General features: G+C 32.5%; 27 protein-coding genes and 1 pseudogene. 9 read left to right on the top strand and 19 right to left on the bottom strand.

Annotated elements, in window-relative coordinates; all coding sequences use genetic code 11:
• The 3 genes from IDG60_RS01075 to IDG60_RS01065 all read right to left on the bottom strand — a co-directional run.
• Positions 1 to 1,330, bottom strand: a 1,330-nt coding sequence (locus IDG60_RS01075) for an ATP-binding protein (RefSeq protein ID WP_206160382.1), incomplete at its 3' end; no start/stop codon positions are given.
• A gap of 553 nt (positions 1,331 to 1,883) precedes the next feature.
• Positions 1,884 to 3,110 carry a cell division peptidoglycan polymerase FtsW gene (gene ftsW, locus IDG60_RS01070; RefSeq protein ID WP_000787940.1) on the bottom strand — a complete coding sequence of 409 codons (1,227 nt, stop codon included), beginning with the start codon at positions 3,108 to 3,110 and terminating at the stop codon, positions 1,884 to 1,886.
• A gap of 313 nt (positions 3,111 to 3,423) precedes the next feature.
• On the bottom strand, positions 3,424 to 3,699 hold the full coding sequence (locus tag IDG60_RS01065) for an Fpa/YlaN family protein (protein WP_001118417.1): 276 nt from the start codon (positions 3,697 to 3,699) through the stop codon (positions 3,424 to 3,426).
• A gap of 140 nt (positions 3,700 to 3,839) precedes the next feature.
• On the opposite strand from IDG60_RS01065, the gene IDG60_RS01060 reads away from it, so the two are divergent.
• Positions 3,840 to 4,322, top strand: a complete 483-nt coding sequence (locus IDG60_RS01060) for a hypothetical protein (RefSeq protein WP_000614712.1) — start codon at positions 3,840 to 3,842, stop codon at positions 4,320 to 4,322.
• A gap of 1 nt (position 4,323) precedes the next feature.
• Positions 4,324 to 4,491 carry a YlaI family protein gene (locus IDG60_RS01055; RefSeq protein ID WP_001250275.1) on the top strand — a complete coding sequence of 56 codons (168 nt, stop codon included), beginning with the start codon at positions 4,324 to 4,326 and terminating at the stop codon, positions 4,489 to 4,491.
• Positions 4,492 to 4,630: 139 nt separating this feature from the next.
• Here IDG60_RS01055 and typA read toward each other — a convergent pair whose 3' ends face one another.
• A complete protein-coding gene (gene typA, locus IDG60_RS01050) occupies positions 4,631 to 6,478 on the bottom strand; it encodes a translational GTPase TypA (protein WP_000182654.1) in 1,848 nt (615 codons plus the stop codon).
• A 101-nt stretch (positions 6,479 to 6,579) separates the two neighbouring features.
• On the opposite strand from typA, the gene IDG60_RS01045 reads away from it, so the two are divergent.
• Positions 6,580 to 6,771: a DUF5325 family protein gene (locus tag IDG60_RS01045; protein ID WP_000810620.1), complete on the top strand. Its 192-nt coding sequence runs from the start codon at positions 6,580 to 6,582 to the stop codon at positions 6,769 to 6,771.
• A gap of 153 nt (positions 6,772 to 6,924) precedes the next feature.
• Here the strand turns inward: IDG60_RS01045 and IDG60_RS01040 are convergent, their stop codons facing one another.
• Positions 6,925 to 7,752, bottom strand: a complete 828-nt coding sequence (locus tag IDG60_RS01040; RefSeq protein WP_001240318.1) for an inositol monophosphatase family protein — start codon at positions 7,750 to 7,752, stop codon at positions 6,925 to 6,927.
• Between the two features lie 156 nt (positions 7,753 to 7,908).
• Between IDG60_RS01040 and IDG60_RS01035 the strand changes: the two genes are divergently transcribed.
• Both IDG60_RS01035 and IDG60_RS01030 read left to right on the top strand, forming a co-directional pair.
• Positions 7,909 to 8,523 (top strand): YktB family protein, encoded by a 615-nt coding sequence (locus IDG60_RS01035; protein ID WP_000170603.1) that lies wholly within the window; start codon positions 7,909 to 7,911, stop codon positions 8,521 to 8,523.
• Positions 8,524 to 8,706: 183 nt separating this feature from the next.
• Positions 8,707 to 10,059 (top strand): Nramp family divalent metal transporter, encoded by a 1,353-nt coding sequence (locus IDG60_RS01030; protein WP_001060842.1) that lies wholly within the window; start codon positions 8,707 to 8,709, stop codon positions 10,057 to 10,059.
• A gap of 78 nt (positions 10,060 to 10,137) precedes the next feature.
• Here the strand turns inward: IDG60_RS01030 and IDG60_RS01025 are convergent, their stop codons facing one another.
• From IDG60_RS01025 to IDG60_RS00965, 13 genes are all read right to left on the bottom strand, one after another.
• Entirely contained in the window at positions 10,138 to 10,557 is a 420-nt protein-coding gene (locus IDG60_RS01025) for a DUF4064 domain-containing protein (protein ID WP_001080466.1), read from the bottom strand.
• Positions 10,558 to 10,839: 282 nt separating this feature from the next.
• Entirely contained in the window at positions 10,840 to 11,859 is a 1,020-nt protein-coding gene (gene auxB / locus IDG60_RS01020) for a lipoteichoic acid stability factor AuxB (protein WP_000145499.1), read from the bottom strand.
• Positions 11,860 to 11,932: 73 nt separating this feature from the next.
• The gene (locus tag IDG60_RS01015) at positions 11,933 to 13,006 is read right to left on the bottom strand and encodes an ABC transporter substrate-binding protein (protein ID WP_031864736.1); all 1,074 of its coding nucleotides are present in this window, start codon (positions 13,004 to 13,006) and stop codon (positions 11,933 to 11,935) included.
• Positions 13,006 to 13,815 carry an ABC transporter permease gene (locus tag IDG60_RS01010; protein ID WP_000872390.1) on the bottom strand — a complete coding sequence of 270 codons (810 nt, stop codon included), beginning with the start codon at positions 13,813 to 13,815 and terminating at the stop codon, positions 13,006 to 13,008. Before IDG60_RS01010 ends, IDG60_RS01015 begins: the two co-directional genes overlap by 1 nt.
• Before the next feature lie 5 nt (positions 13,816 to 13,820).
• The gene (locus IDG60_RS01005) at positions 13,821 to 14,618 is read right to left on the bottom strand and encodes an ABC transporter permease (RefSeq protein ID WP_001246559.1); all 798 of its coding nucleotides are present in this window, start codon (positions 14,616 to 14,618) and stop codon (positions 13,821 to 13,823) included.
• Positions 14,611 to 15,705, bottom strand: a complete 1,095-nt coding sequence (locus tag IDG60_RS01000; protein WP_000433551.1) for an ABC transporter ATP-binding protein — start codon at positions 15,703 to 15,705, stop codon at positions 14,611 to 14,613. The genes IDG60_RS01005 and IDG60_RS01000 overlap by 8 nt, the downstream gene beginning before the upstream one ends.
• 12 nt (positions 15,706 to 15,717) lie before the next feature.
• The gene (locus IDG60_RS00995) at positions 15,718 to 16,257 is read right to left on the bottom strand and encodes a helix-turn-helix domain-containing protein (protein WP_001020625.1); all 540 of its coding nucleotides are present in this window, start codon (positions 16,255 to 16,257) and stop codon (positions 15,718 to 15,720) included.
• Between the two features lie 143 nt (positions 16,258 to 16,400).
• Positions 16,401 to 16,676: a UPF0223 family protein gene (locus IDG60_RS00990; protein ID WP_000455597.1), complete on the bottom strand. Its 276-nt coding sequence runs from the start codon at positions 16,674 to 16,676 to the stop codon at positions 16,401 to 16,403.
• Positions 16,677 to 16,843: 167 nt separating this feature from the next.
• Entirely contained in the window at positions 16,844 to 18,250 is a 1,407-nt protein-coding gene (gene lpdA / locus IDG60_RS00985; RefSeq protein WP_000260117.1) for a dihydrolipoyl dehydrogenase, read from the bottom strand.
• Between the two features lie 3 nt (positions 18,251 to 18,253).
• Entirely contained in the window at positions 18,254 to 19,546 is a 1,293-nt protein-coding gene (locus tag IDG60_RS00980; RefSeq protein WP_000863439.1) for a dihydrolipoamide acetyltransferase family protein, read from the bottom strand.
• Between the two features lie 90 nt (positions 19,547 to 19,636).
• Positions 19,637 to 20,614: an alpha-ketoacid dehydrogenase subunit beta gene (locus IDG60_RS00975; RefSeq protein ID WP_000068176.1), complete on the bottom strand. Its 978-nt coding sequence runs from the start codon at positions 20,612 to 20,614 to the stop codon at positions 19,637 to 19,639.
• Between the two features lie 3 nt (positions 20,615 to 20,617).
• Positions 20,618 to 21,730: a pyruvate dehydrogenase (acetyl-transferring) E1 component subunit alpha gene (pdhA, locus tag IDG60_RS00970; RefSeq protein ID WP_000035320.1), complete on the bottom strand. Its 1,113-nt coding sequence runs from the start codon at positions 21,728 to 21,730 to the stop codon at positions 20,618 to 20,620.
• Positions 21,731 to 21,900: 170 nt separating this feature from the next.
• Positions 21,901 to 22,527 (bottom strand): YkyA family protein, encoded by a 627-nt coding sequence (locus tag IDG60_RS00965; protein WP_000668336.1) that lies wholly within the window; start codon positions 22,525 to 22,527, stop codon positions 21,901 to 21,903.
• Positions 22,528 to 22,891: 364 nt separating this feature from the next.
• On the opposite strand from IDG60_RS00965, the gene def reads away from it, so the two are divergent.
• The 4 genes from def (at position 22,892) to rnjA (ending at position 25,840) form a co-directional block, all read left to right on the top strand.
• On the top strand, positions 22,892 to 23,443 hold the full coding sequence (gene def / locus IDG60_RS00960; protein ID WP_000957037.1) for a peptide deformylase: 552 nt from the start codon (positions 22,892 to 22,894) through the stop codon (positions 23,441 to 23,443).
• Positions 23,444 to 23,773: 330 nt separating this feature from the next.
• Complete coding sequence (locus IDG60_RS00955) at positions 23,774 to 23,896, top strand: hypothetical protein (protein ID WP_001792047.1); 123 nt, start codon at positions 23,774 to 23,776, stop codon at positions 23,894 to 23,896.
• A gap of 28 nt (positions 23,897 to 23,924) precedes the next feature.
• Positions 23,925 to 24,143 (top strand): DNA-dependent RNA polymerase subunit epsilon, encoded by a 219-nt coding sequence (locus tag IDG60_RS00950; protein WP_000257888.1) that lies wholly within the window; start codon positions 23,925 to 23,927, stop codon positions 24,141 to 24,143.
• Complete coding sequence (gene rnjA / locus IDG60_RS00945; RefSeq protein ID WP_000811375.1) at positions 24,143 to 25,840, top strand: ribonuclease J1; 1,698 nt, start codon at positions 24,143 to 24,145, stop codon at positions 25,838 to 25,840. The genes IDG60_RS00950 and rnjA overlap by 1 nt, the downstream gene beginning before the upstream one ends.
• A gap of 348 nt (positions 25,841 to 26,188) precedes the next feature.
• Here rnjA and IDG60_RS00940 read toward each other — a convergent pair.
• Positions 26,189 to 26,260: pseudogene (locus IDG60_RS00940) on the bottom strand (potassium transporter Trk); the annotation flags it as partial.

Below are 26,260 nucleotides of genomic sequence, written 5' to 3'. Positions count from 1 at the left end.
CACCACTTGTGAACTTTTTATTCTTCATTACATTAATTAAGAATGGAATATTAGTTTTAACACCACGAATACGCATTTCTCGTAATGAACGTACCATTTTTTCTTCTGCTTGTTTAAATGATATCGCATGTGTAGATAATTTTACGAGTAATGAATCATAATAAGGTGATATCTCAGCACCTTGGAAACCATCTCCAGCATCAAGACGTACACCAAAGCCACCGCTTGAACGATAAGCAATGATTGTTCCAGTATCCGGCATGAAATCATTTAACGGATCTTCTGTTGTAATACGACATTGGATGGCATAGCCTAATGTTGTAATATCTTTTTGTTGCGGCATATTAATCTCTTCACCAAATAAATCGGCACCTGCTGCAACTAAAATTTGTGTCTTAACAATATCAATTCCTGTTACCATCTCTGTAATTGTATGCTCTACTTGTACACGAGGGTTAACTTCTATAAAGAAGAATTCGTCACCAGATACTAGAAATTCAACAGTACCTGCATTGACATATTTAATATTTTCCATCAATTGAATTGCAGCATCACAAATACGTTGACGTAATGTTGGTGATAATCCAACTGATGGTGCAACTTCTACAACTTTTTGATGACGACGTTGTACTGAACAATCACGTTCAAATAAGTGTACGATATTTCCATGTTCGTCACCTATGGCTTGTACTTCAATATGCTTTGGATTATCAATGTATCTTTCTATGTAAACTTCACTATTACCAAATGATTTTTCAGCTTCTGATTTTGCTCTATGGAAAGCATCTTCTAATTCACTTTCTTCACGAACGATTCTCATACCTTTACCGCCGCCACCACTTGTGGCTTTAATCATTAGCGGGAAACCAGCTTCTTCTGCAAATTCTTTTGCTAATTCATATGATTTAATTGGACCGTCTGTACCAGGAATAACTGGTAAATCTGCCTTGATAGCCGTTGTACGAGCTTTAACTTTATCTCCAAACATATCTAAATGTTCTAAATGAGGACCAATAAATTTAATTCCTTCTTCTGCACAACGACGCGCAAATTGTTCATTTTCACTTAAAAATCCATAGCCAGGATGAATCGCATCCACATTCGCTTGTTTTGCTACATCAATGATACGCTCAATATTTAAATAACTTTCAGCAGGACCTAAATCACTTCCAACTAAATAGGATTCATCTGCTTTATATCTATGTAATGAACTTTTGTCTTCATTCGAATAAATTGCAACTGTGCTGATGTCTAATTCTGCCGCCGCTCTGAATATACGAATTGCAATTTCTCCACGGTTAGCAACAAGTAACTTTTTTATTTGTTTCAATAGCGATACACTCCTCAAACTATTAGAATTTTCTAACTAATTAGATAATAAAATTTTATCTTAAAGCGCTCTGTTTTGCTATAGTTATGTTTCAAATTTTCAAAATTTAACATTCTTGAGACAATTAAAACCTCCGCTTCAGAAATAATAATTTCAAAAATGACTATGCAACAACAGGTAGTTCACGTTTTTGTTGTGAAACATTTTCGATTTCTACAACTCTAAAAAATTAAAAATAAAATTGCAAAACATCAACATTTATTATCAATAGCGATAACTTTATCTTATCATCATGATTCTAATTTCGCCACCACATTTAGTAATTTTTAGTCATAAAATTTAGTTATAATTATACGTTGTTTTGTTTATAAAATTTGATAATCATGAGTAATCTCGTAATATCAAAACAAAAAGGAAGTTAAGCGTTGTTTGGTTGCCTAACTTCCGTTATTGAACTCATCAGTCCAATTTGACAAAGAGTATATAAATAGCCAATGTTTAGCATTGCTTAATGACAGAAGTCATCTCGTACTAAATATTGGCTAGTATTTTTTTAATTAAATTGTCTTCTTATATCAACTTTTTGTTGTTGTTTCTTTCGTTGCTGGTCTACTTTGATTTGTTTACCTACAATCAGAAGTAATCCCATAGCAATACTTAAACTAATCATTGATGATCCACCAAAGCTGATAAATGGCAATGGCACACCAGTTAATGGAATTGTTGCCGAAATACCGCCAATGTTTACAAACGTTTGACTTCCAAAGTATGTGGCAATCCCAACACACACAAGTTTATAAAAATATGATGATGTTTTATTTGCAAACTGGAAGGCACGATATACAATAAAGAACTCTAAAGTAATAACTAGCAATCCTCCGATTAAACCTAATTCTTCGCAAATAATTGCAAAAATAAAATCTGTATGTGGTTCTGGTAAATAGCCCAATTTCATTGCACTATTTCCTAATCCTTTTCCAAATACGCCACCGTTACCTATCGCAAGCAATGAATTGGAAATATGGTATCCAGTTCCTGATTCGAATTGGAATGGATCTGTTAGCGTACTAAATCTGGCAGTTAAATAGCTTGGTAACCAACCAGCCATTAATGCAATGACAAATACTACTAAGAATCCTAGCACTGCTGGTATACCAAATCTTAGGACTTTGTTTACCCCAATTCCTGAATAAAAAATAATCGCAACTAAAATAATTAATATTAGTAATGTTTGCCCTACGTCTTTTTGTAAGAAAACTAAAAACGTACAACCTAATGCTAATACAATAGGACTTAAAATTAATTTTGGTTTACTTAATACTCTAGGCATTTTTTTACTGATCATAAATGGGATATATAATATGATTGCAATTTTTAATAACTCAGATGCCTGTAAGTTCATAAATCCTAAGTTTATCCAACTTTTAGAACCATTAATATCTTTACCTATTACTAACGTCAGTAATAATAGTGAGACGATAGTTATAATCATACCTTTTTGCACTTTAATATTACTCAGTAATTTAACATTCATTAAAAATGCAATAAAAAATACAATTATAAAACTCATTATGACATATGCTAATTGTCGGTTGTAAAAATACGTTCCTGGAACATCGATACCACCAGTCAATGTGCCTTTAGTTGCTGGAACCATACTTGCACTATATACCATCACTAATCCAATTAAACTCAATACAATATATGTAACTAATAACGGATAATCAATAAACTTTGAGGTTTTACCAATATACCGTAAAATACTTCTAAAATTCTTCATATATTCAGTCATCCAATTCTACAATTTATACTTCAAATGATTTCGTTTTATACTTTAATTTTAAAAATCCATGTTACTTATTATATACATGACACAGTCATAATCACAAATATTAACAGGTCTCTTGAGGTAATTTATAGAATATTTGTTTACTTAATATCGTGAATTGCTAAAACCCAATAAAAGTGACTGACATGTCATCAAGAAGACAACATAACAGCCACTTTAATCAGTAATTAAACTATAAATATAAAATCGGCGCAGCTCAATTGTCGATATCTCACGCCATTTTAATATGCTTATATATTAAACCTTAAACAAGTGTAAAAGCTTCATGTAATTTTGAAAGTTCTTTCTCAAGACGTAACATAATTTGTTTGCCATCTTCGCGGTCAACTAAACCTAATTTAACAGCAAAATCAACTTCTTTTTGAAGTCCAAACATTTGTGTATCTAGTACTTCTTCATATAATGGGCATGAAGGTAATGTTAAATTATCTAGTTGAACTTTAATCAGATGCAAGATTTCATCAGCATCTTTAGTCAATTGTTTCAAAGCTGCATTTTTCATTGTTGCTTGTTTCGCCATGACACGCTCCCCCTCTATATAAATTCTCAAGTCTTACTAAAAGTTTATCTTACTAAATATTAAAAAGCAAGTAGATTTAAAATGTGTCGTTAGCAATTTGTGTTAAAATAATGCTATATACATTGATAGGGAGTGGGAAAATGATACAAATTAAAGGAGCCGTAAAGTTTCCTATAACATTAGATAGTACGACTTGGATTTTCGATGATAGAAAAGTTAGCATCGAAGATTTAGAAAAAGGTGTATTTGATGGTTCAAAACCAATCGACTTTGAAGATAATCATGAATGGAATCGTGCTATCCTAGAAGGACAAACTAATCCGCCTACTTTAAATTCAGAAATAAAATATAAAAAACGTGCCATGTTAGAAGGTTCATTTGTCATTAATATGACACCATTTTTCAAACATTCCGAACCACATGACTCTGCAACTACTATTCGATTATCAAATGAGCATGATCATTTAGATATACCGATAGATCTATTACCCTATTTATTTTTCCAATTTGCAAAAGACGGTAAACGACTTTACAGCGATAATGGTGTAGATAGTTTTATTTACAATCAAGAAGATGGTTATTCATATCGAATCAACCATGTAACTCATATTGAGGTGATTTAATTTGAGACAAGTGCAATGCATTATCTGTGATGCAAAAGTATTTATAGATGAGCGCACAACTGAGTCTAAACGACTTAAAAACAATCCTATTCGAACATTTATGTGTGATGATTGTAAAAGTCGATTAGACACACCTAAACAACGTGCGCAACACTATCCGCTCGATTAATATCTGAATAAACAAGTTAGAAATTTGAAAATGTGAAAGTAACAGGAAATAATAGCATTTAAACACTTTTTCAAATATTATATGCCAAAAGAGAAGCTAAGCAACTTTCATCGCTCAGCTTCTCTTTTATTATGTTAAATTATTCGTTTTCTTGCATCATTTGTTTGATACGCTTTGCTTCTTTTTCACGAACATTTTTGTTTAAAATTTTCTTTCTTAAACGTATACTTTCTGGTGTAACCTCAACAAGTTCATCATCATTAATGAATTGTAACGCTTCTTCCAATGTTAGAATACGCGGTCTATTCATTGTTTGTGTTTGGTCTTTCGTTGCAGAACGTACGTTAGTTTGATGTTTTGTTTTAGTGATGTTAACAGTTAAATCATTTTCACGATTATGTTCACCAACAATCATACCTTCATAAACTTCAGTACCAGGTTCCATGAAGTTTACACCTCTATCTTCAAGTCCCAAAATGGCATAAGTACTTGCAGAACCTTGATCCATTGAAATTAATGCACCATTACGACGACCGCCAATTTGTGCTTTAATACGTGGTCTAAATTCTTCAAATGTATGGTTAATAATACCGTAACCTCTTGTCATTGACATAAATTCAGTCGTATAACCAATCATACCACGAGCCGGTACATTAAAGATTAAACGTGTAAGTCCATTATCAGTTGTAGTCATATCAACCATTTCACCTTTACGTGCACCTAATGATTCAATAACAGCACCTGCATTTTCTTGTGGCACTTCACATTGCACACGTTCAAATGGTTCACACATTACACCATCTATTTCTTTAATAATTACTTGTGGTTTTGAAACTTGTAATTCATAACCTTCACGACGCATATTTTCAATAAGGATTGATAAATGCAATTCACCGCGACCAGCAACTACCCATGTATCTGGAGAATCTGTGTTAGAAACTTTCAAAGATACATCTGTTTCTAATTGTTGATTTAAACGTTCTTGAATTTGACGTGCTGTTACAAAGTCACCTTCACGGCCAGCAAATGGAGAATTGTTAACTTTAAATGTCATTTCAAGAGTAGGCTCATCAATACGTAGAACTGGCAATGCTTCTTGATGGTCATGTGGTGTTACAGTTTCACCAACATTAATGTCTTCCATACCTGAAACAGCAATTAAATCTCCAGCTTGTGCTTCTTCAATTTCTAAACGTTTTAATCCAAAGTAACCAAAGATTTTAGTTACACGGAAGTTTTTCACTGTACCGTCTAATTTAATTAGTGATACATTATCTCCGACACGCATTTTACCTCTGAATACACGACCAATACCAATACGTCCAACATAATCATTGTAGTCCAACAATGCTACTTGGAATTGTAATGGCTCATCACTGTTATCAATTGGAGCTGGTACATAATCAATAATTGTTTCATATAATGATTGTAAATTATCATCTTGTTTTTCAGGATCTAAGCTAGCTGTTCCATTTACTGCTGAAGCATAAACAACAGGGAATTCTAATTGTTCATCGTTTGCTTCTAATTCAATAAATAAATCTAAAACTTCATCTACAACACCCTCTGGACGTGCTGATGGTTTATCAATTTTATTAACAACAACAACAGGTTTCAGGTTTTGTTCTAGCGCTTTTTTAAGTACAAAACGTGTTTGAGGCATTGTACCTTCATACGCATCTACTACTAAGACAACCCCATCAACCATTTTCATAATACGTTCTACTTCTCCACCAAAGTCTGCATGTCCTGGTGTATCCAAAATATTAATACGTGTACCTTTATAATCAACAGCCGTATTTTTGGCTAGAATCGTAATTCCACGCTCTCTTTCGATATCGTTAGAGTCCATTGCACGTTCATCGACATGTTCATTTTCTCTGAATATACCAGATTGTTTTAACAACTCATCTACTAAAGTTGTTTTACCATGGTCAACGTGAGCAATAATTGCTATATTGCGGACATCTTCTCTTTTATTAGTCATATAAATAGTTTCCTTCTTTCTTAAGTAAAATCCCACTTTTAATTACAACTTTTTTATTATATCATATAATTGAGAAAAGATAAGCAAAAGGTGGGGATAGGATGAAACAAAAAAAATCTAAAAATATCTTTTGGGTATTTTCTATATTAGCTGTTGTTTTCTTAGTATTATTTAGTTTTGCTGTTGGTGCATCAAATGTACCAATGATGATTTTAACATTTATATTACTCGTTGCAACCTTTGGAATTGGATTTACTACAAAGAAAAAATATCGAGAAAACGATTGGCTATAAGTTATATCGACAATAACACGCGTTGATTTAAGACCACACATGTTCATGATGAACATTTAACTGGTTTTATATTGGCGCGTGTTTTTATTATTTAAGGTATAAAAGCGTAATATGTTACCTAATTGTTAGGACTACATATTACGCTTTTGGTAATTATTTTGATTTTCTTTTAAATCGTTGTTCATGTAATTGTATTAACGTATCATGGTAGGGCTCTAAATAATCATTGCTAATTTCTTGATGGAGACCTCGATTTCCAACTAAGATTGAATTTGGACCACTAATTGTTAATGGTTCTCCTAGTAAATTTGAAGCTTGTCCATTTACTTCATATAAAATAACCAATCCGCCAGCAAAATCCCATGGTTGAAGTCTTGGCGTCATATATGCTTCTAAATTACCTGTAGCAACTGAAACGATTTCAAGCGCTGCACTACCATATGCCCTTGCACTTCTAGAATCATTAACAATTTCTTTAAAGATTTCTCCTAAAATTGGTTTAGTTAACCAGTTCGGATTGATCCCAATAATGCTTTGTCTTAGATTAGAATCATTCAATGGTTTCAAGGGTTGGCTACCTCGATATGCGCCTTCCCCTACTTTAGCATGATATAAGACGTCAGCCATAACATCATATACAAAACCTGCATAAGGTTTACCATCGATATAAATACCAATTGAAATTGCGAAATTTTCTTGTTGATGAACAAAATTCAATGTACCGTCTATTGGGTCAACAACCCATACCGTACCTTTGGAAGTATCGATGTCATGACCATGCCCTTCTTCACCTAATACTTGATGATTGGGATATGTTTCTAAAATTGTATCAAAAATGAAATCTTCTGTTGCTTTATCTACATTTGTAACAAGGTCATTCGGATTTGACTTTGTTTCAATTGTTAAATTTTGCTCCATCAATTGTTTAATTCTAATTCCTGCTTCTTGAATAAGTCCTTGGGCAAATCCATAAAGTGCCATAACATCATCTCCTAACATCTTTATTATACATCAACATTTTATAAAAATAACTTCTTATGATAAAAATGAAAATACTAATTTTAATGAGAGCGTCTTAAGCCGCAATTGATAAAACATATGCTACAATATTTTTAAACACTATACAGGAGGTACTCTATGACAAAATATACATTTAAACCTAAAGATTTCAAAGCGTTCAACGTAGAAGGCTTAGACGCACGAATGGAAGCTTTAAACGAATACATACGACCACAACTCCATGAATTAGGAGAATATTTTAGTGACTTCTTTACAAGTCAAACTGGTGAAACATTTTATCCTCACGTAGCAAAACATGCTAGAAGAAGTGTGAATCCTCCTAAAGATACATGGGTTGCTTTTGCTACAAGCAAAAGAGGCTATAAAATGTTACCTCATTTCCAAATTGGTATGTTTGAAGATCAACTGTTTGTTATGTTTGGAATCATGCATGAAGCAAAAGATAAAGCAACACGTGCAAAAGTTTTTGAAAGAAAATTTAAAGCTATTCAACAATTACCTGATGATTATCGTGTTTGCTTAGATCATATGAAACCTGATAAACCATTTATTAAAGATTTAACGGATGATGATTTAAAAGAAGCGATACAAAGAGCCATCAATGTGAAAAAAGGTGAATTCTTTATAGCGCGTGCAATCACACCACAAGATAAAAGATTAAAAAGTGACAAAGCATTTATTGCATTTTTAGAAGAAACCTTCGATCAGTTCTTACCATTTTATTCTGCATAAATAACTTTGTTTAAATAATAGAGCACGTAATCACATCCATGATTTCGTGCTCTTTTTTCTTAATATTAAATCGAACGTTCAACATAATAATTCATACTTTTAAAAAAATTAAAATAAATTTAGGTTGACCCAAACATTTTATTAGGTTATTATATTGTCCATAAGAAGTAGAGGTGAGTCAAAATGAATAATAAACGACATTCAACAAATGAACAATTAAGTTTAGACGAAATAAACAATACAATTAAATTCGATCATCGCAGTTCAAATAAACAGAAATTTTTATCATTTCTTGGACCTGGGTTATTAGTCGCTGTTGGTTACATGGATCCCGGAAACTGGATAACATCAATGCAAGGTGGCGCCCAATATGGCTATACTTTGCTATTCGTAATTCTTATTTCAAGTTTATCAGCAATGTTACTTCAAAGCATGACAGTGAGATTAGGAATAGCAACAGGTATGGACTTAGCTCAAATGACACGACATTATTTATCAAGACCTATTGCTATAATCTTTTGGATCATTGCAGAACTAGCAATTATCGCTACAGATATTGCTGAGGTTATTGGTAGTGCTATTGCTCTTAATCTCCTATTTAACATACCTTTAATCGTCGGTGCACTAATAACTGTACTTGATGTATTTTTACTACTATTTATAATGAAATATGGTTTTAGAAAAATTGAAGCTATTGTTGGTACATTAATTTTCACAGTGTTATTCATCTTTATATTTGAAGTCTATATTTCATCACCACAGTTGAATGCTGTGTTAAATGGATTTATACCACATAGTGAAATCATTACAAATAACGGCATTCTCTATATTGCATTAGGTATTATTGGCGCTACAATTATGCCTCATAATTTGTACTTACATTCATCAATTGTACAATCTAGAACATACTCAAGACATAACAATGAAGAAAAGGCGCAAGCGATTAAATTTGCTACGATAGATTCGAACATTCAGTTATCAATCGCATTTGTAGTCAATTGCTTATTATTAGTGTTAGGAGCATCACTATTTTTCAACTCGAACGCTGACGATTTAGGTGGTTTCTATGATTTATATCACGCCTTAAAAACTGAACCTGTACTAGGTGCAACAATGGGTGCAATCATGAGTACATTATTTGCAGTTGCATTATTAGCGTCAGGTCAAAATTCAACGATTACTGGTACTTTAGCAGGACAAATTGTAATGGAAGGATTTTTAAGATTACACATACCAAATTGGTTAAGACGTTTAATTACACGTTCCCTTGCTGTCATTCCTGTTATCGTATGCTTAATCATTTTTAAAGGTAATGCAGCTAAAATTGAGCAACTACTTGTATTCTCTCAAGTATTTTTAAGTATTGCTCTGCCATTCTGTTTAATACCATTACAATTAGCTACTAGTAATAAAGACTTGATGGGACCTTTCTATAATAAAACATGGGTTAATATCATTTCATGGACACTTATTATTATTCTAAGTATTTTAAATGTCTATTTAATCGTTCAAACATTCCAAGAACTACAAAGTTAAAAATAAAACCATTAAAATGTTGGTTGTATCTAATAATTAACAACTTAACATTTTAATGGTTTTTTTGCTATGAACATATTAATGATAAATATACTCATCGTCCTTATGTGTAGTTTCTTTTGATTCTTTTTTAGAAATCAACATAATCATCACGATAACCCATAAGACAATTGCAATTAAATTAAGAGCCATCAAACTTACAATTATCGCGATAACAAAAAGTATAATCGATAATTTTCTACGCCCTTTAATACAAATTGTCGCAAATATACCATAAAGTGTTGAAATTAATAAAATAATTGCTAATGCACCCATTGTTGTCTGAAGCATATCTAAAGAAACATTGCCACCGTTCTGAGATAATTGCTTCGCTAATTCTTCACGTTGTGATGCATTACCACTTTTTAAAGAAAAATAGGATAGCCCCATAACTAATAAATAAATAATACTAATACTATTTGCAATCCAAGCCATGATTAATTCAGGTTTTCTATTCATCTTAAAATCCTTTCTTTGTTTAATATTTTAATAAGTATACTACGAGCCTATAGATATACGCACATTAAATTACTTGTATATTAACATATTTTTCATCTAATTTTTATAATAAACATCTGAATTCAGATTGATGATAATTTAGGTGTATGGTAATGAGAAATCGTCATTTAAAATTTTGACACCTAAACACTTTAATTAAACGTTATCGATGATTAACCTCATATAAAAACCCAGATTAATAAGCAAAAGACCTCTACTTACTAATCTGGGTATCATCAATATTTATTCTTGCTCTTTTTTGTCCTTAACTTCACTTGAATTGCGTTCTTCAGAAATATCATTGTTGTAAATTTGACGTCGCTCTTCAAAATTCATTCGACGTTGACTAACTGCGCTAGGTTGATTTTTCCTACGTTCTTTCATTCGTTGGTTATAAGCTTTACGTTTTTCTTTTTTCTTAGCTTTAATTTCAGCTTTTTCTCGCTTTTGTTGTGCTTTCAATTCTTTTGGATCAACTTCAGGTTCTGCATAATAACCATCATCTTCAATACCTAGTTCTTCAGTACTTTTTTGTTTGTATTTAGCCTGTCTGGATAATACTGATGGTTCTTCCTCAGTGCGCTCATCATGATTATATTCACTTTCAACTGCACGTTTAGGAAATTGATCATATTTATCTCTTTCCTGTTCTTGATCATATACAGTATTTGATTTATCCAATTCTTTTTCATATTTAGGCACATCATAATAATCATCTTTCGGTTGGGGGCGCTCATACACAGGTTCACGATAATCATAAATCGGTCCGTTATACTCTTCATAATATTGTGGCGCAACCATTTCAACTTTATCTTTTCTTATAAATAGCATCATCGCAATAATAAAGAATAATATCGGAATGATTAAAGTAACGATAAGTAAAACTAAAGGAATCGTTACAATTGCTGATATTAAGAATAAGAAACCTGACAAGATTCTTATATTCATAGATATGAGAGCTAAAAATGAAATCAACAAACAAACAATAAAGTAAACGATAATAGCCCATATACCATTTTGTAACCATATTACAAATTGTGTTGTATTATAGCCATTTCCAGCTAATAATTGCTGGATAAATGCATTATTGTTTAATGTATTTTCAAGATTAGCTATCGATGTGTTATTACTGAATGAAACAAGTGCTATAAACATCGTAATGACAGTAAGCACTAATAACATCACCCAACATAACCAACCTAGAACTTTTTCAGTTAATCTACTTACTGGACGTTTAATTTGAGTAAATTGTTCTCCAGTCATTCGTTACAACTCCTTATAGTACTTATCCCGTTATTATAACTAAATATACAGTAAATAACTACTATTTATGATTTTATTTTAATGACATTTTGAAATTCAAAAAGTTTTCATTGTATTCACTTAAAACTTCAGGTCCTAAATCTTTATAAACTTCAAGGCGTTCTTGCTCTTTCTTAGTCGGATAAAAACGATGGTCGTCTTTAATCTCTTTAGGCAACAATTGTCGAGCAGCCTTGTTTGGCGTTGCATAGCCTACGAATTCTGTATTTTGCTTGTTATTTTTAGCATCTAATAAAAAATTCATAAATTTATATGCACCCTCTTTATTTTGTGCCGTTTTTGGAATTACCATATTGTCGAACCATAAATTCGATCCTTCTTTAGGAATAACATAATTATATTTATCCCCTTCTTGCACTAGAGGTGCTGCAACACCACTCCAAACAACCGCTATGTTACCTTCATTTTGTTGAAGCATCATGGTAATTTCATCACCTACGACACCTCTTACTTGTGGTGCTAGTTTGGTTAAATCTCGCTCTGCTTCTTTTAAATGGTGCGAATTACGGTCATTAAGATTATACCCAAGTTTATTCAAACTCATGCCTATAATCTCTCTAGCACCGTCAACTAGTAAAATTTGGTTTTTAAATTTAGGATTATACAATGACTTCCAACTATCAAATGATTCATTTGGATACTTTTCTTTATTATATAAAATACCTACAGTTCCAAAGAAATAAGGTAAAGAATATTTATTGCCTCTATCAAATGACATATTCATATAATCTGAATCTAAATTTTTAATATTAGGTACCTTATTATGATCTATTGGTAACAATAAATGATCTCTTTTCAATTTTTGAACTGTATATTCACTAGGAAAAGCAACATCATAATGTGTACCGCCATTGCGAATTTTGGCTTCCATCGCTTCATTTGAATCGAAAGTTTCATAAACGACTTGAATGTCAGTTTCTTTTTCAAATTTCTTAATTAACTCTGGATCAATATATTCGCCCCAATTGTATACGTAAATTTTTTGATTTGTATGCACTTGTTCTTTAGATTTAAACCAATGACTTAAAGTAAGACAAAGCATACCCACAACTAATGCACCTATAATGAGTTGTAAAAAACGTTTCATTATTTTACACCTCGCTTGATTAGTTTTTTCTTATTTATCACGTATTGAATCAAATAATATCCTAGTATTCCTAATACAATAACAGCAAACAATAATGTTGAAATCGCATTAATTTCCATACTAATTCCTTTTCTCGCCATAGCATAAACTTCAACTGATAACACACTAAAGCCATTACCAGTAACGAAGAAACTTACTGTGAAATCGTCTAGTGAATAAGTTAAAGCCATAAAGAAACCTCCTATAATAGAAGGTAAAATATTAGGAATAATAATGTTGCTTAATAATTGTGGTTCAGTCGCTCCTAAATCTCTTGCAGCATTTAACATATTATTATTCATTTCATACAGTTGTGGTAAGACGATAATCACAACTATAGGTATGCAAAATGCAATATGAGATATTAGAACTGTCCAAAATCCTAAACCAAGACCAGTAAAATGGCCAATCGTTGTAAACATAATTAAGAATGATGCACCTATGACAACGTCGGATGATACCATCAAGACATTATTCAATGTTAGTAAAGTTACTTTAAACTTTTTATTTCTTAAATAATAAATAGCAATGGCACCAAATGTACCAATAACTGTAGAAATTGAGGCTGCTAAAAGTGCTACAGCTATCGTATTAAAAATGACCGACATTAAATGATCATTTTGAAATAATGATTGATAATGCTCTAATGTAAAATGTTCAAAGTGAATCATATTACCAGCCGAATTGAATGAATAGAACATTAAAAAGAATATTGGGATGTATAAAATCGCTAAAAGTATCCCGATATACAGCTTTCCATACCATTTCATATGATTCACCCTCTCCCATTAGATGATTTTGTAATGATTAAAATGAATGCCATAAATACAATTAAGAATATAGCTATAGTTGATCCCATACCATAATTTTGAATTGTTAAAAATTGTTCCTCTATTGCCGTACCTATATTTATGACTTTATTACCTGCAATTAATCTTGTAATCATAAATAATGAAAGTGATGGAATAAAGGTTACTTGAATCCCAGTCATAACACCTTCTTTTGTTAACGGCATGATTACTTTTCTAAAAGTATAGAAAGGACTGGCACCTAAATCACTTGAGGCCTGCAATAAATTATTAGGAATTGCTTTCATGCTATTAAATATAGGTAAAATCATAAATGGTATATAAATGTAACTTGCCACTACTAAAAACGCACCAGTTGTAAATAACAAATTGAATGATGGTAAATTAAATAAGTGGAAAAATTGATTAATCACGCCATCATGACTTAATAAACCTATAAAAGCATATGTCTTTAACAATAAATTTATCCATGTTGGAATAATCATTATCATTAATAAGATATTTTGAAATTTCGAACGAGTAATATAATAGGCAGCTGGATAACTGATAGTCAAGGTAATAATTGTTATTAAAGCGGCATATAAAATTGAATATGCAAACATTTTCAAATATTTTGTAGTAAAAATTTGTTGATAATTCGTGAAACTAAAATGTCCATTGATATCTAAAAATGAAAAATAAATGAGTAATACAACTGGTACAATAATAAATATAACCATCCATAGTAAATACGGGATTAAGAGAAATTTATTAGTATTACGCATTGTCTACTTCCTCATAGCTTTCAATACGTTTATCAAATTCTTCTTCTGTTTCTCCAGGAACCATAATATGAATGGCTTCAGGATCAAAATAAAGACCAACTTCACTGCCTACTTCAGCTTTTTTAGTCGTTTGTATTACCCATTCATAACCTTTATTGTCTATACAACATATTTCATAGTGGACCCCTCTAAATAACATAGAATCAACAGTTGCTTTAAATAATCCTTCTTCAGCTTTGATTAATGATATATCTTCTGGTCGAATAACGACTTCTACTTTTTTATTTTCAGGAATACCCATATCGACACATTCGAAATCTTGCCCATAAATATTCACGACATAATCTCTAACCATGCGTCCTTCAACAATATTAGATTCTCCAATAAAATCAGCTACAAATCGATTCACTGGTTCGTCATATATATCTGTTGGTGTGCCAAATTGTTGAATTTTCCCATCTTTTAATACAAAAAGAAAGTCACTTAATGCTAACGCTTCTTCTTGATCATGTGTTACAAATATAAATGTAATACCTAATCTAGATTGCAATTCTCGTAATTCATATTGCATTTCAGTACGCAATTTCAAATCTAATGCGGATAAAGATTCATCTAACAATAATATTTCTGGTTCATTTACGATAGCACGTGCAATTGCAACACGTTGCTTTTGTCCGCCACTCATTTCATTAATATTTCTTTTTTCATAACCTGAAAGTTTTACTAATTTTAATGCCTCAGTTACTTTTTGATCAATTTCGGTTTTTGATAATTTTTTTAATTTCAAACCAAAAGCGATATTATCATATACGTTTAAGTGTGGAAATAATGCATAATCTTGAAAGACTGTATTCACTTTACGTTTATTTGGTGGTAAATTACCAATTGGTTTGTTTTGATAAATCACTTCACCACTGTCAGGATATTCAAACCCTGCAATTAATTTTAAAATTGTTGTTTTACCACAACCTGAAGGACCTAATAATGTATAAAAGTATCCTGATTCAATATCAATATCTATGTCATCTAAGATATTAAGATCATCATAGCTTTTACTAACTGATTTTAATGATAATAACGGTTCCAAATAAGATCCCCCCTATAAATATGAAGCTGTCGCTACAATAAGTATTCGTGTTTCATTGTTTGATTCGTTTGACAAACGATGATTATCTCGTGCTTTAAAATACAAAACGTCTTCTTCTTGTGCTTGATATATCTCTTTGCCTAAATTAAGTGTTATCTGACCTGACATACAATAAATAAACGTATCAGACTCTGATGGATTAAAATTTTTATATGATGCTCCAGGCTTTAAAGTTAATATTAATGGCTCCATATCATATTCATTTGACTTTGAAACTAACCAATTTAATATATAACCTTCATCATACTCATCATAAATAACTTGTTCTTCCTTCTTGTATAATACTTTTTCATTTTCACTGTCTTTAAAAAATTCACTTGGCGTCGTTCCTAACACCTCTATAATATTTAAGAAAGTTTCCATACTTGGTGAGGCATGTTCACTTTCTATTTGTGAAATGTAGCCTTTCGATAAGTCTGTACGTTCAGCAAGTTCTTCTTGCGTTAAATTTTTAATTCTTCTAAGATTTTTAATTTTATTACCTATGTTCATTTATTTTTCCACCTAAAAAAGCTATATTAAGTTTACTTTTATCAAACATTTTGTTTAACACTTGATAAAGGTATCAAAATATAGCTTTATTAGCAATAGTTTTAAAGAAAAAATCCTATTAAATTGTGTTAATTTCGAACGAATTATTTTTTAGCTGTTACTCTTTGTTCTTCAGAGTGAGTTTTTACATCTTGAACTGCTTTGTAACTATTATAGCCACTACTTTTTTCGAAAGTATTAAAAATTTGTTTTTCCTCTGCTTTAGCAGGCACAATTTCTTTAAATCTTTTATATGCACCCATAAAGTCGCCTGCCGTCACGCCGGATTCATAATACTTCTCTACATGATTAAAGAAATTTATCACTGAAATCATCTCTTCATTACTCCAGTCTAAATCAATTGGATACTCATATTCCATTGTTGAACCCTCCATTTCAATTCTTTTGTTAGCATCGCTAGTATAACATGCATGTCACATGTTAACGATATCTCAAATCAATTTCCTTACATTACTTTACCTAAAACAAAAAAGCCGTAGCATATGCTACAGCTTTTAATGACTGAATCTTTATAGATAATCAGTTATTACATTGTATGGATTGGGTATCCGATAGCTTTTTCTGCTGCTTCCATAGTCATCTCACCTAATGTTGGATGTGCATGGATTGTTAATGCGATATCTTCAGCATTCATACCAGCTTCAATTGCTAAACCTAATTCAGAGATAATATCTGATGCACCAGTACCAACTACTTGAGCACCGATTAAAGTATCATCTTCTTTAAGTGTAATAAGTTTAACAAATCCGTTAGTATCATCTAATGATAATGCACGACCATTTGCTGCATATGGGAATTTAGAAGCTTTAATTGCTAAACCTTCTTCTTTAGCTTGCGCTTCTGAATAACCAACTGTAGCTAATTCTGGTTCAGTAAAGCATACTGCTGGCATACCAATGTAATCAACTTCAGCAGCTTGACCATCAATTGCTTCAGCAGCAACTTTAGCTTCATAGCTAGCTTTGTGAGCAAGTGGTAAACCTGGAACGATATCACCAATTGCATAGATATTGCTGATAGACGTACGGCTTTGTTTATCAACTTCTAATAATCCACGGTCAGCGAATTTAACACCTAATTCTTCTAGGCCTAATTCGTCTGTGTTTGGACGACGACCTACAGTTACTAATACATAATCAGCTTCGATTGTTTTCTCTTCGCCTTTAGCTTCATAAGTAACTTTAACTCCGTTATCTGTTTCTTCAGCTGATTTAGCCATAGCTTCAGTAACGATTTCAACACCTTTTTCTTTCATACCTTTTTTAACAGGTTGTGTCATTTGTTTTTCGAAGCCACCTAAGATATCTTTAGCACCTTCAAGGATGGTTACTTCTGAACCAAAGTTAGCAAATGCTGTACCTAATTCTGATCCAATGTATCCTCCACCAACTACAACTAATTTACCTGGTACTTCTTGTAAGTTTAAAGCACCTGTTGAGTCGATAACACGTTTACCGAATTTGAAATTAGGAATTTCAATTGGTCTTGAACCTGTTGCAATGATTGCATTTTTAAAGTTGTATGTTTGTGCGCTCTTTTCGTCCATAACACGTAAGCTATTGTTATCTACGAAATATGCTTCACCTTTAACGATGTTAACTTTGTTACCTTTAAGTAAGCCTTCAACACCACCAGTTAATTTATTAACAACTGATGATTTGAATTCTTGAACTTTTTGGAAGTTTAAAGAAACACTTTCAGCAATAACACCTAAGTTTTCAGAATGTTGTGCTTCAACAAAACGGTGAGAAGCATGTAGTAATGCTTTTGAAGGAATACATCCTACGTTTAAGCAAACACCACCAAGATTACCTTTCTCAACGATTGTTACTTTTTGTCCTAATTGAGCTGCACGAATTGCTGCAACGTATCCACCAGGACCTGCTCCGATTACTATAGTATCTGTTTCAATTGGGAAATCTCCAACTACCATGTTTTACCCCTCCATTAATAATAATTCTGGATTATTTAATAAACGTTTAATGTGATTCATTGCATTTTGGCCAGTTGCACCATCAATTTGTCTGTGGTCAAAGCTTAATGATAATGCTAATACTGGTGCTGCAACAATTTCTCCATCTTTAACGATAGGTTTTTGAGCAATACGGCCAATTCCTAAGATTGCTACTTCTGGGTGATTGATAACTGGAGTGAACCATTGTCCACCAGCTGAACCGATATTACTGATTGTGCATGTTGCACCTTTCATTTCATCGGCTGTTAATTTACCATCACGTGCTTTAACAGCTAATTCATTAATTTCATCTGAAATTTGGAAAATAGACTTACGATCAGCATGTTTCACTACAGGTACTAATAAACCTCTATCAGTGTCCGCCGCAATACCGATATTCCAATAATGTTTATGCACAATTTCACCAGCTTCTTCATTGAATGAAGTGTTAAGTGCTGGGTATTTTTTCAATGCAGAAACAAGTGCTTTAACAACATAAGGTAAGAATGTTAACTTAGTACCTTGTTCAGCTGCGATTTCTTTAAATTTCTTACGGTGATCCCATAATGCTTGAACATCAATTTCATCCATTAATGTTACATGAGGTGCAGTATGCTTAGAGTTAACCATTGCTTTCGCAATTGCTCTACGCATAGCAGGGATTTTTTCAGTTGTTTCTGGGAAGTCGCCTTCTAATGATACTGCTGCAGGTGCTGCAGGAGTTTCAGCAACTTCTTCACTTGTAGCTGAAGCAGCTGATTCATTTGAAGCTGTTGGTGCACCACCATTTAAGTATGCATCTACATCTTCTTTTGTAATACGACCATTTTTACCAGATCCAGAAACTGCTTTAATGTTAACACCTTTTTCACGTGCGTATTTACGTACTGAAGGCATTGCTTTAACAGTTCTGTTTTCATCTACTTCTTCAGTTTGAGTAGCTACAGGTGCTTGCTCTGCTGGCGCTTCCTCTTTCGCAGGTTCTTCTTTAGATGATGAATCATCATCATGACCTTTAAATTGCATATCTTCTGCATCAGGTGCATCGATTTTAACAATAACGTCACCAACTACAGCTACTGTACCTTCTTCTACCATAACTTCTTCTACAGTACCAGATACTGGTGATGGGATTTCTACTACTGATTTATCGTTTTGTACCTCAGCTAAAACATCGTCTTCTTCAATAGTATCTCCAGCTTTAACAAACCATTTTACAATTTCACCTTCGTGGATACCTTCCCCGATATCGGGTAATCTAAATTCAAATGCCACGTTTTTGCCCTCCTAAGATTTCGTAAATTAAACATTTCATTTTAATCAATGAGACTAAAATACGCTAACTTCGTTAACTTTTAAAATGTATTAAAATTCTAAAGTTTCTTTTGCTTTTTCGATGATGTCATTTTTGTTTGGTAACCAAACATTTTCAGCTTGAGTGAATGGATAAATTGTATCTGCTGCTGCAACTCTTCCAATAGGTGCTTCTAATGAAAGGATTGCACGTTCACTTAATTCAGCTACAACTGCTGCACCAACACCAGCTTGACGTTGTGCTTCTTGAACTACAACTGCACGACCAGTTTTTTCAACTGAAGCTACAATTGTGTCAACATCGATTGGTTGAACAGTACGTAAGTCAATTACTTCAACAGAATAACCATCTTTTTCAAGTTCTTCTGCAGCTTTCATTGATTCTTGAACCATTGCACCGTATGTGATGATTGAAATGTCATTACCTTCTTTTTTCACATTAGCCTTACCAATGTCAATTGTATATTCTTCTTCAGGTACTTCTTCACGGAATGAACGATACAATTTCATATGCTCTAAGTATACGACTGGGTCATTACTTCTAATAGAAGAAATTAATAAACCTTTCGCATCGTATGGGCCTGAAGGAATAACAACCTTTAGACCTGGAGATTGAGCTAAAATACCTTCTAAGTTATCTGCGTGTAATTCTGGTGTGTGTACGCCACCACCAAATGGGCTACGAATTGTTACAGGTGCAGTTTTAGTACCGCCTGAACGGAAACGAGTACGTGCAATTTGTCCAGCAATCGCATCAAATACTTCGAATACGAAACCTAAGAATTGTACTTCCATAACCGGACGGAATCCTTCAACTGCAAGACCCATCGCTAAACCACCAATACCTGATTCAGCTAAAGGTGTATCGAATACTCTATCTTCACCAAATTCTTTTTGTAGTCCTTCAGTAACACGGAAAACACCGCCGTTAACACCAACGTCTTCACCAAAAATTAAAACATCTTGGTCATTTTTAAGTTCAGTTTTAAGCGCATCATTAATCGCTTGAACCATTGTCATTTGTGCCATGGCTTACTTCGACTCCTTCTCTTTGTAAATTTCATATTGTTCTGCTAAGTTTTGAGGCATATCTTCATACATAATTTCCATTAGAGAAGTAACAGTTTGTTTTTCAGTGTTATCAGCCTCTTTAATTGCTGCTTTAATATCAGCTTTTGCACGTTCAATAACTTCATTTTCTTTGTCTTCATTCCATAAACCTTTGTTTTCAAGGAATTTACGGAAACGTACTAATGGGTCTTTTTTCTCCCATTCAGCATCTTCGTCTGAAGTTCTGTAACGAGTTGGATCGTCACCAGCCATTGTATGAGGACCATAACGATATGTCATAGTTTCAATTAATGTTGGACCTTCACCTGCAACTGCGCGGTCACGTGCTTCTTTAGTTGCTTGATATACAGCTAACGCATCCATACCATCAACTTGGATACCAGGAATACCTACAGCAATTGCTTTTTGAGCTAATGTTTCAGCAGCAGTTTGCTTGCTTCTTGGTGTTGAAATTGCATAGTTATTGTTTTGAATAACGAAAATTGCAGGTGCTTTATAAGCTGCTGCAAAGTTAATACCTTCGTAGAAATCACCTTGTGAAGAACCACCGTCACCAGTGTAAGTGATTGCAACTGCATTTTTACCACGTTTTTTAAGTGCAAATGCAACACCAGCAGCTTGAATGTATTGTGCACCGATAATAATTTGTGGGCTCAATGCATTAACGCCTTCAGGGAATTGATTTCCTTTGAAGTGACCTCTTGAGAATAAGAAAGCTTCAGTTAATGGTAAACCATGCCAAATAATTTGAGGAACATCTCTGTATCCCGGTAAAATGTAATCTTCTTTTTCTAAAGCGTATTGTGACGCTAATTGTGATGCTTCTTGACCAGCAGTTGGTGCATAGAAACCTAAACGTCCTTGTCTGTTTAATGAGATAGAACGTTGATCAAGGATACGAGTCCATACCATTCTTTCCATTAATTCTACTAATTGTTCATCCGTAAGATCAGGTACTAAGTCTTCATTTACGACGTTACCATTCTCATCCAAAATTTGAACCATTTCAAATTTCGATTGAGTATCATTTAAAACTTTTACTGCATCGAATTGGGCTTGTAACTTAGGAGCCATTCAATTCACCATACCTTTCCCATAATTGTATAGAAATTCATTTTATCCTTACTAATTGTACCACAAATAAATGGGACTGTTAAACCATTTGAAAAAGTTCTGTTTTAATAAAGAAAGATACAGATAATAGGAACTGTATTAGTTGTTTCCTACCATCTGTATTATATTAATTATTTAAATTGATCAACGTCTTGCTTTTCTTTACCAACCTTATTTAGTACTTTCGTATACTTATCTGATACTTCTTTTAACTTTTTATAGTTCTGTTCTATTGCTTTTGATTTTTCGTTAACACCTTGTTGTGTCGCGTCATTTTGATTTAAATATTTAAATAATGTTTTCTCTGAGTTTACAGCCTTTTTATATGCTTTCGCGTATTCACCATGCAATTTGTATTTTTCTTTTAATACATCATCTAATTGTTTTACTTCTTTACGTTTAACATCATTATCAATGTTATCAACGTGACTTTTTGCTTTCTTAAAGTCTTGTTCAGACTTCTTAATTGCGTCTTCTTCTTTTTCAAATTCCTTTAGACGATCATCGGCATTTTTAATTAAATCTTTTACTGCTTTACCGCGAACTGCTGTATCTTTACTATTGACATCTTCAGTTAATTTTTTCTTTTTCTCATCTAATTCAGCAATTTTCTTACCAACAGTTTTAATTGGTTCTTCATCGTCTTTAATTTTATCCACTTGCTTTAAATATGCTTTAATTTCTTTTTTATCCGTAGTACATCCTGCAAGCAAGACACTAGATGCTAATACTACTGCGATTGTTTTTCCAAATTTCATTACTTGTACCTCCACTTGCTATTTAAATTAAATGATAAATAAAATCTGCTTGGAAATCAATTTTAAACAATTACATTACACATCTTCATTACTAAGTATATCTGTTGACAGTTACGTCATTTATAATATAATTTTTAAAGTCAAGATGATAAATAAATTTCTAAAGTATCATTGCTTGGAACCAACACTTTAATCATTTTTTAAGCAATTAGCATATCTGAAAATTTACATATACTATCTAAAATAAACATTGGCAGTAGTTGGTTAACTTTGTAGATATTTACACATAAAAATGTATGAGTATCTTAACAACCTTTTTACTGTCATTCAACTAAAACAAATTAAAATAAGGAAGGTGCAATATATGTTAACAATGAAAGACATCATTAGAGATGGTCATCCAACTTTGCGTCAAAAAGCAGCTGAGTTAGAATTACCATTAACTAAAGAAGAAAAAGAAACATTAATCGCCATGAGAGAGTTTTTAGTAAATAGTCAAGATGAGGAAATCGCGAAACGATATGGTTTACGTTCAGGCGTTGGTTTGGCTGCACCTCAAATTAATATTTCTAAACGTATGATTGCTGTTTTAATACCAGATGATGGCAGTGGCAAATCTTATGACTATATGCTTGTGAACCCAAAAATTGTAAGTCATAGCGTTCAAGAAGCTTATTTACCAACTGGTGAAGGTTGCCTTAGTGTCGATGATAATGTTGCTGGTCTAGTTCACCGTCATAATAGAATTACAATTAAAGCCAAAGACATCGAAGGTAATGATATACAATTACGACTAAAAGGATATCCAGCAATTGTTTTCCAACATGAAATTGACCATTTAAATGGTGTAATGTTCTATGATCACATTGACAAAAATCACCCATTACAACCACATACAGATGCTGTAGAAGTTTAAAGCACATTTTTACTAATTATCAAAGCTTAGGATAAATATGATGTCCTAAGCTTTTTCTTGTACAACTTTTTCGAATAAACAACAGTTAAATATATTCACCTTTCTACCAAACTTTTTATCCCCTCATTTAAATTTTACCGTTTCATATAAAATCCTTTAATTCTTTCTTAACATTAATTTATAATCTCTACATTTATTTTAATAAATAGAACTGCACATTTATTCGAAATACTTCGATTTCTAGTGAGATAAACTGCTTTATTTATTATCATTCATCATGTAAAATAAGATTTAACTGAAATTTTAGTGTTATTTCACTAATTTTTTAAAATGAACGACATGATGAACCTAGTTATTAACCAAATCGTTATTAAGTTAAATTATAGAGATGATTGGAATGAATTTATCGATATATACTCCAATACGATTTTACTAGGGTTAACAATAAATTAAACAAACATTCTTAGGAGGAATTTTTAACATGGCAGTATTTAAAGTTTTTTATCAACATAACAGAGACGAGGTAATTGTGCGTGAAAATACACAATCACTTTATGTTGAAGCTCAAACAGAAGAACAAGTACGTCGTTACTTGAAAGATCGTAATTTTAATATCGAATTTATCACTAAATTAGAGGGCGCACATTTAGATTACGAAAAAGAAAACTCAGAACACTTTAATGTGGAGATTGCTAAATAATGAAACAATTACATCCAAATGAAGTAGGTGTATATGCACTTGGAGGTCTAGGTGAAATCGGTAAAAATACTTATGCAGTTGAGTATAAAGACGAAATTGTCATTATCGATGCAGGTATCAAATTCCCTGATGATAACTTATTAGGGATTGATTATGTTATACCTGACTACACATATCTAGTTCAAAACCAAGATAAAATTGTTGGCCTATTTATAACACATGGTCACGAAGACCATATAGGCGGTGTGCCCTTCCTATTAAAACAACTTAATATACCTATTTATGGTGGTCCTTTAGCATTAGGTTTAATCCGTAATAAACTTGAAGAACATCATTTATTACGTACTGCTAAACTAAATGAAATCAATGAGGACAGTGTGATTAAATCTAAGCACTTTACGATTTCTTTCTACTTAACTACGCATAGTATTCCTGAAACTTATGGCGTCATCGTAGATACACCTGAAGGAAAAGTAGTTCATACCGGTGACTTTAAATTTGATTTTACACCTGTAGGCAAACCAGCAAACATTGCTAAAATGGCTCAATTAGGCGAAGAAGGCGTTCTATGTTTACTTTCAGACTCAACAAATTCACTTGTGCCTGATTTTACTTTAAGCGAACGTGAAGTTGGTCAAAACGTAGATAAGATCTTCCGTAATTGTAAAGGTCGTATTATATTTGCTACCTTCGCTTCTAATATTTACCGAGTTCAACAAGCAGTTGAAGCTGCTATCAAAAATAACCGTAAAATTGTTACGTTCGGTCGTTCGATGGAAAACAATATTAAAATCGGTATGGAACTTGGTTATATTAAAGCACCACCTGAAACATTTATTGAACCTAATAAAATTAATACCGTACCGAAGCATGAGTTATTGATACTATGTACTGGTTCACAAGGTGAACCAATGGCAGCATTATCTAGAATTGCTAATGGTACTCATAAGCAAATTAAAATTATACCTGAAGATACCGTTGTATTTAGTTCATCACCTATCCCAGGTAATACAAAAAGTATTAACAGAACTATTAATTCCTTGTATAAAGCTGGTGCAGATGTTATCCATAGCAAGATTTCTAACATCCATACTTCAGGGCATGGTTCTCAAGGTGATCAACAATTAATGCTTCGATTAATCAAGCCGAAATATTTCTTACCTATTCATGGTGAATACCGTATGTTAAAAGCACATGGTGAGACTGGTGTTGAATGCGGCGTTGAAGAAGATAATGTCTTCATCTTTGATATTGGAGATGTCTTAGCTTTAACACACGATTCAGCACGTAAAGCTGGTCGCATTCCATCTGGTAATGTACTTGTTGATGGTAGTGGTATCGGTGATATCGGTAATGTTGTAATAAGAGACCGTAAGCTATTATCTGAAGAAGGTTTAGTTATCGTTGTTGTTAGTATTGATTTTAATACAAATAAATTACTTTCTGGTCCAGACATTATTTCTCGAGGATTTGTATATATGAGGGAATCAGGTCAATTAATTTATGATGCACAACGCAAAATCAAAACTGATGTTATTAGTAAGTTAAATCAAAATAAAGATATTCAATGGCATCAGATTAAATCTTCTATCATTGAAACATTACAACCTTATTTATTTGAAAAAACAGCTAGAAAACCAATGATTTTACCAGTCATTATGAAGGTAAACGAACAAAAAGAATCAAACAATAAATAATCAAAAAGCTACTAACTTTGAAGTGAAGTTTTAATTAAACTCACCACCCATTGTTAGTAGCTTTTTCTTTATATATGATGAGCTTGAGACATAAATCAATGTTCAATGCTCTACAAAGTTATATTGGCAGTAGTTGACTGAACGAAAATGCGCTTGTAACAAGCTTTTTTCAATTCTAGTCAGGGGCCCCAACATAGAGAATTTCGAAAAGAAATTCTACAGGCAATGCGAGTTGGGGTGTGGGCCCCAACAAAGAGAAATTGGATTCCCAATTTCTACAGACAATGTAAGTTGGGGTGGGACGACGAAATAAATTTTGAGAAAATATCATTTCTGTCCCACTCCCGATTATCTCGTCGCAATATTTTTTTCAAAGCGATTTAAATCATTATCATGTCCAATCATGATTAAAATATCACC

The sequence above is a fragment of the Staphylococcus sp. EG-SA-2 genome, from assembly GCF_017152085.1.
This window is presented reverse-complemented; position numbering and strand designations above follow the sequence as displayed.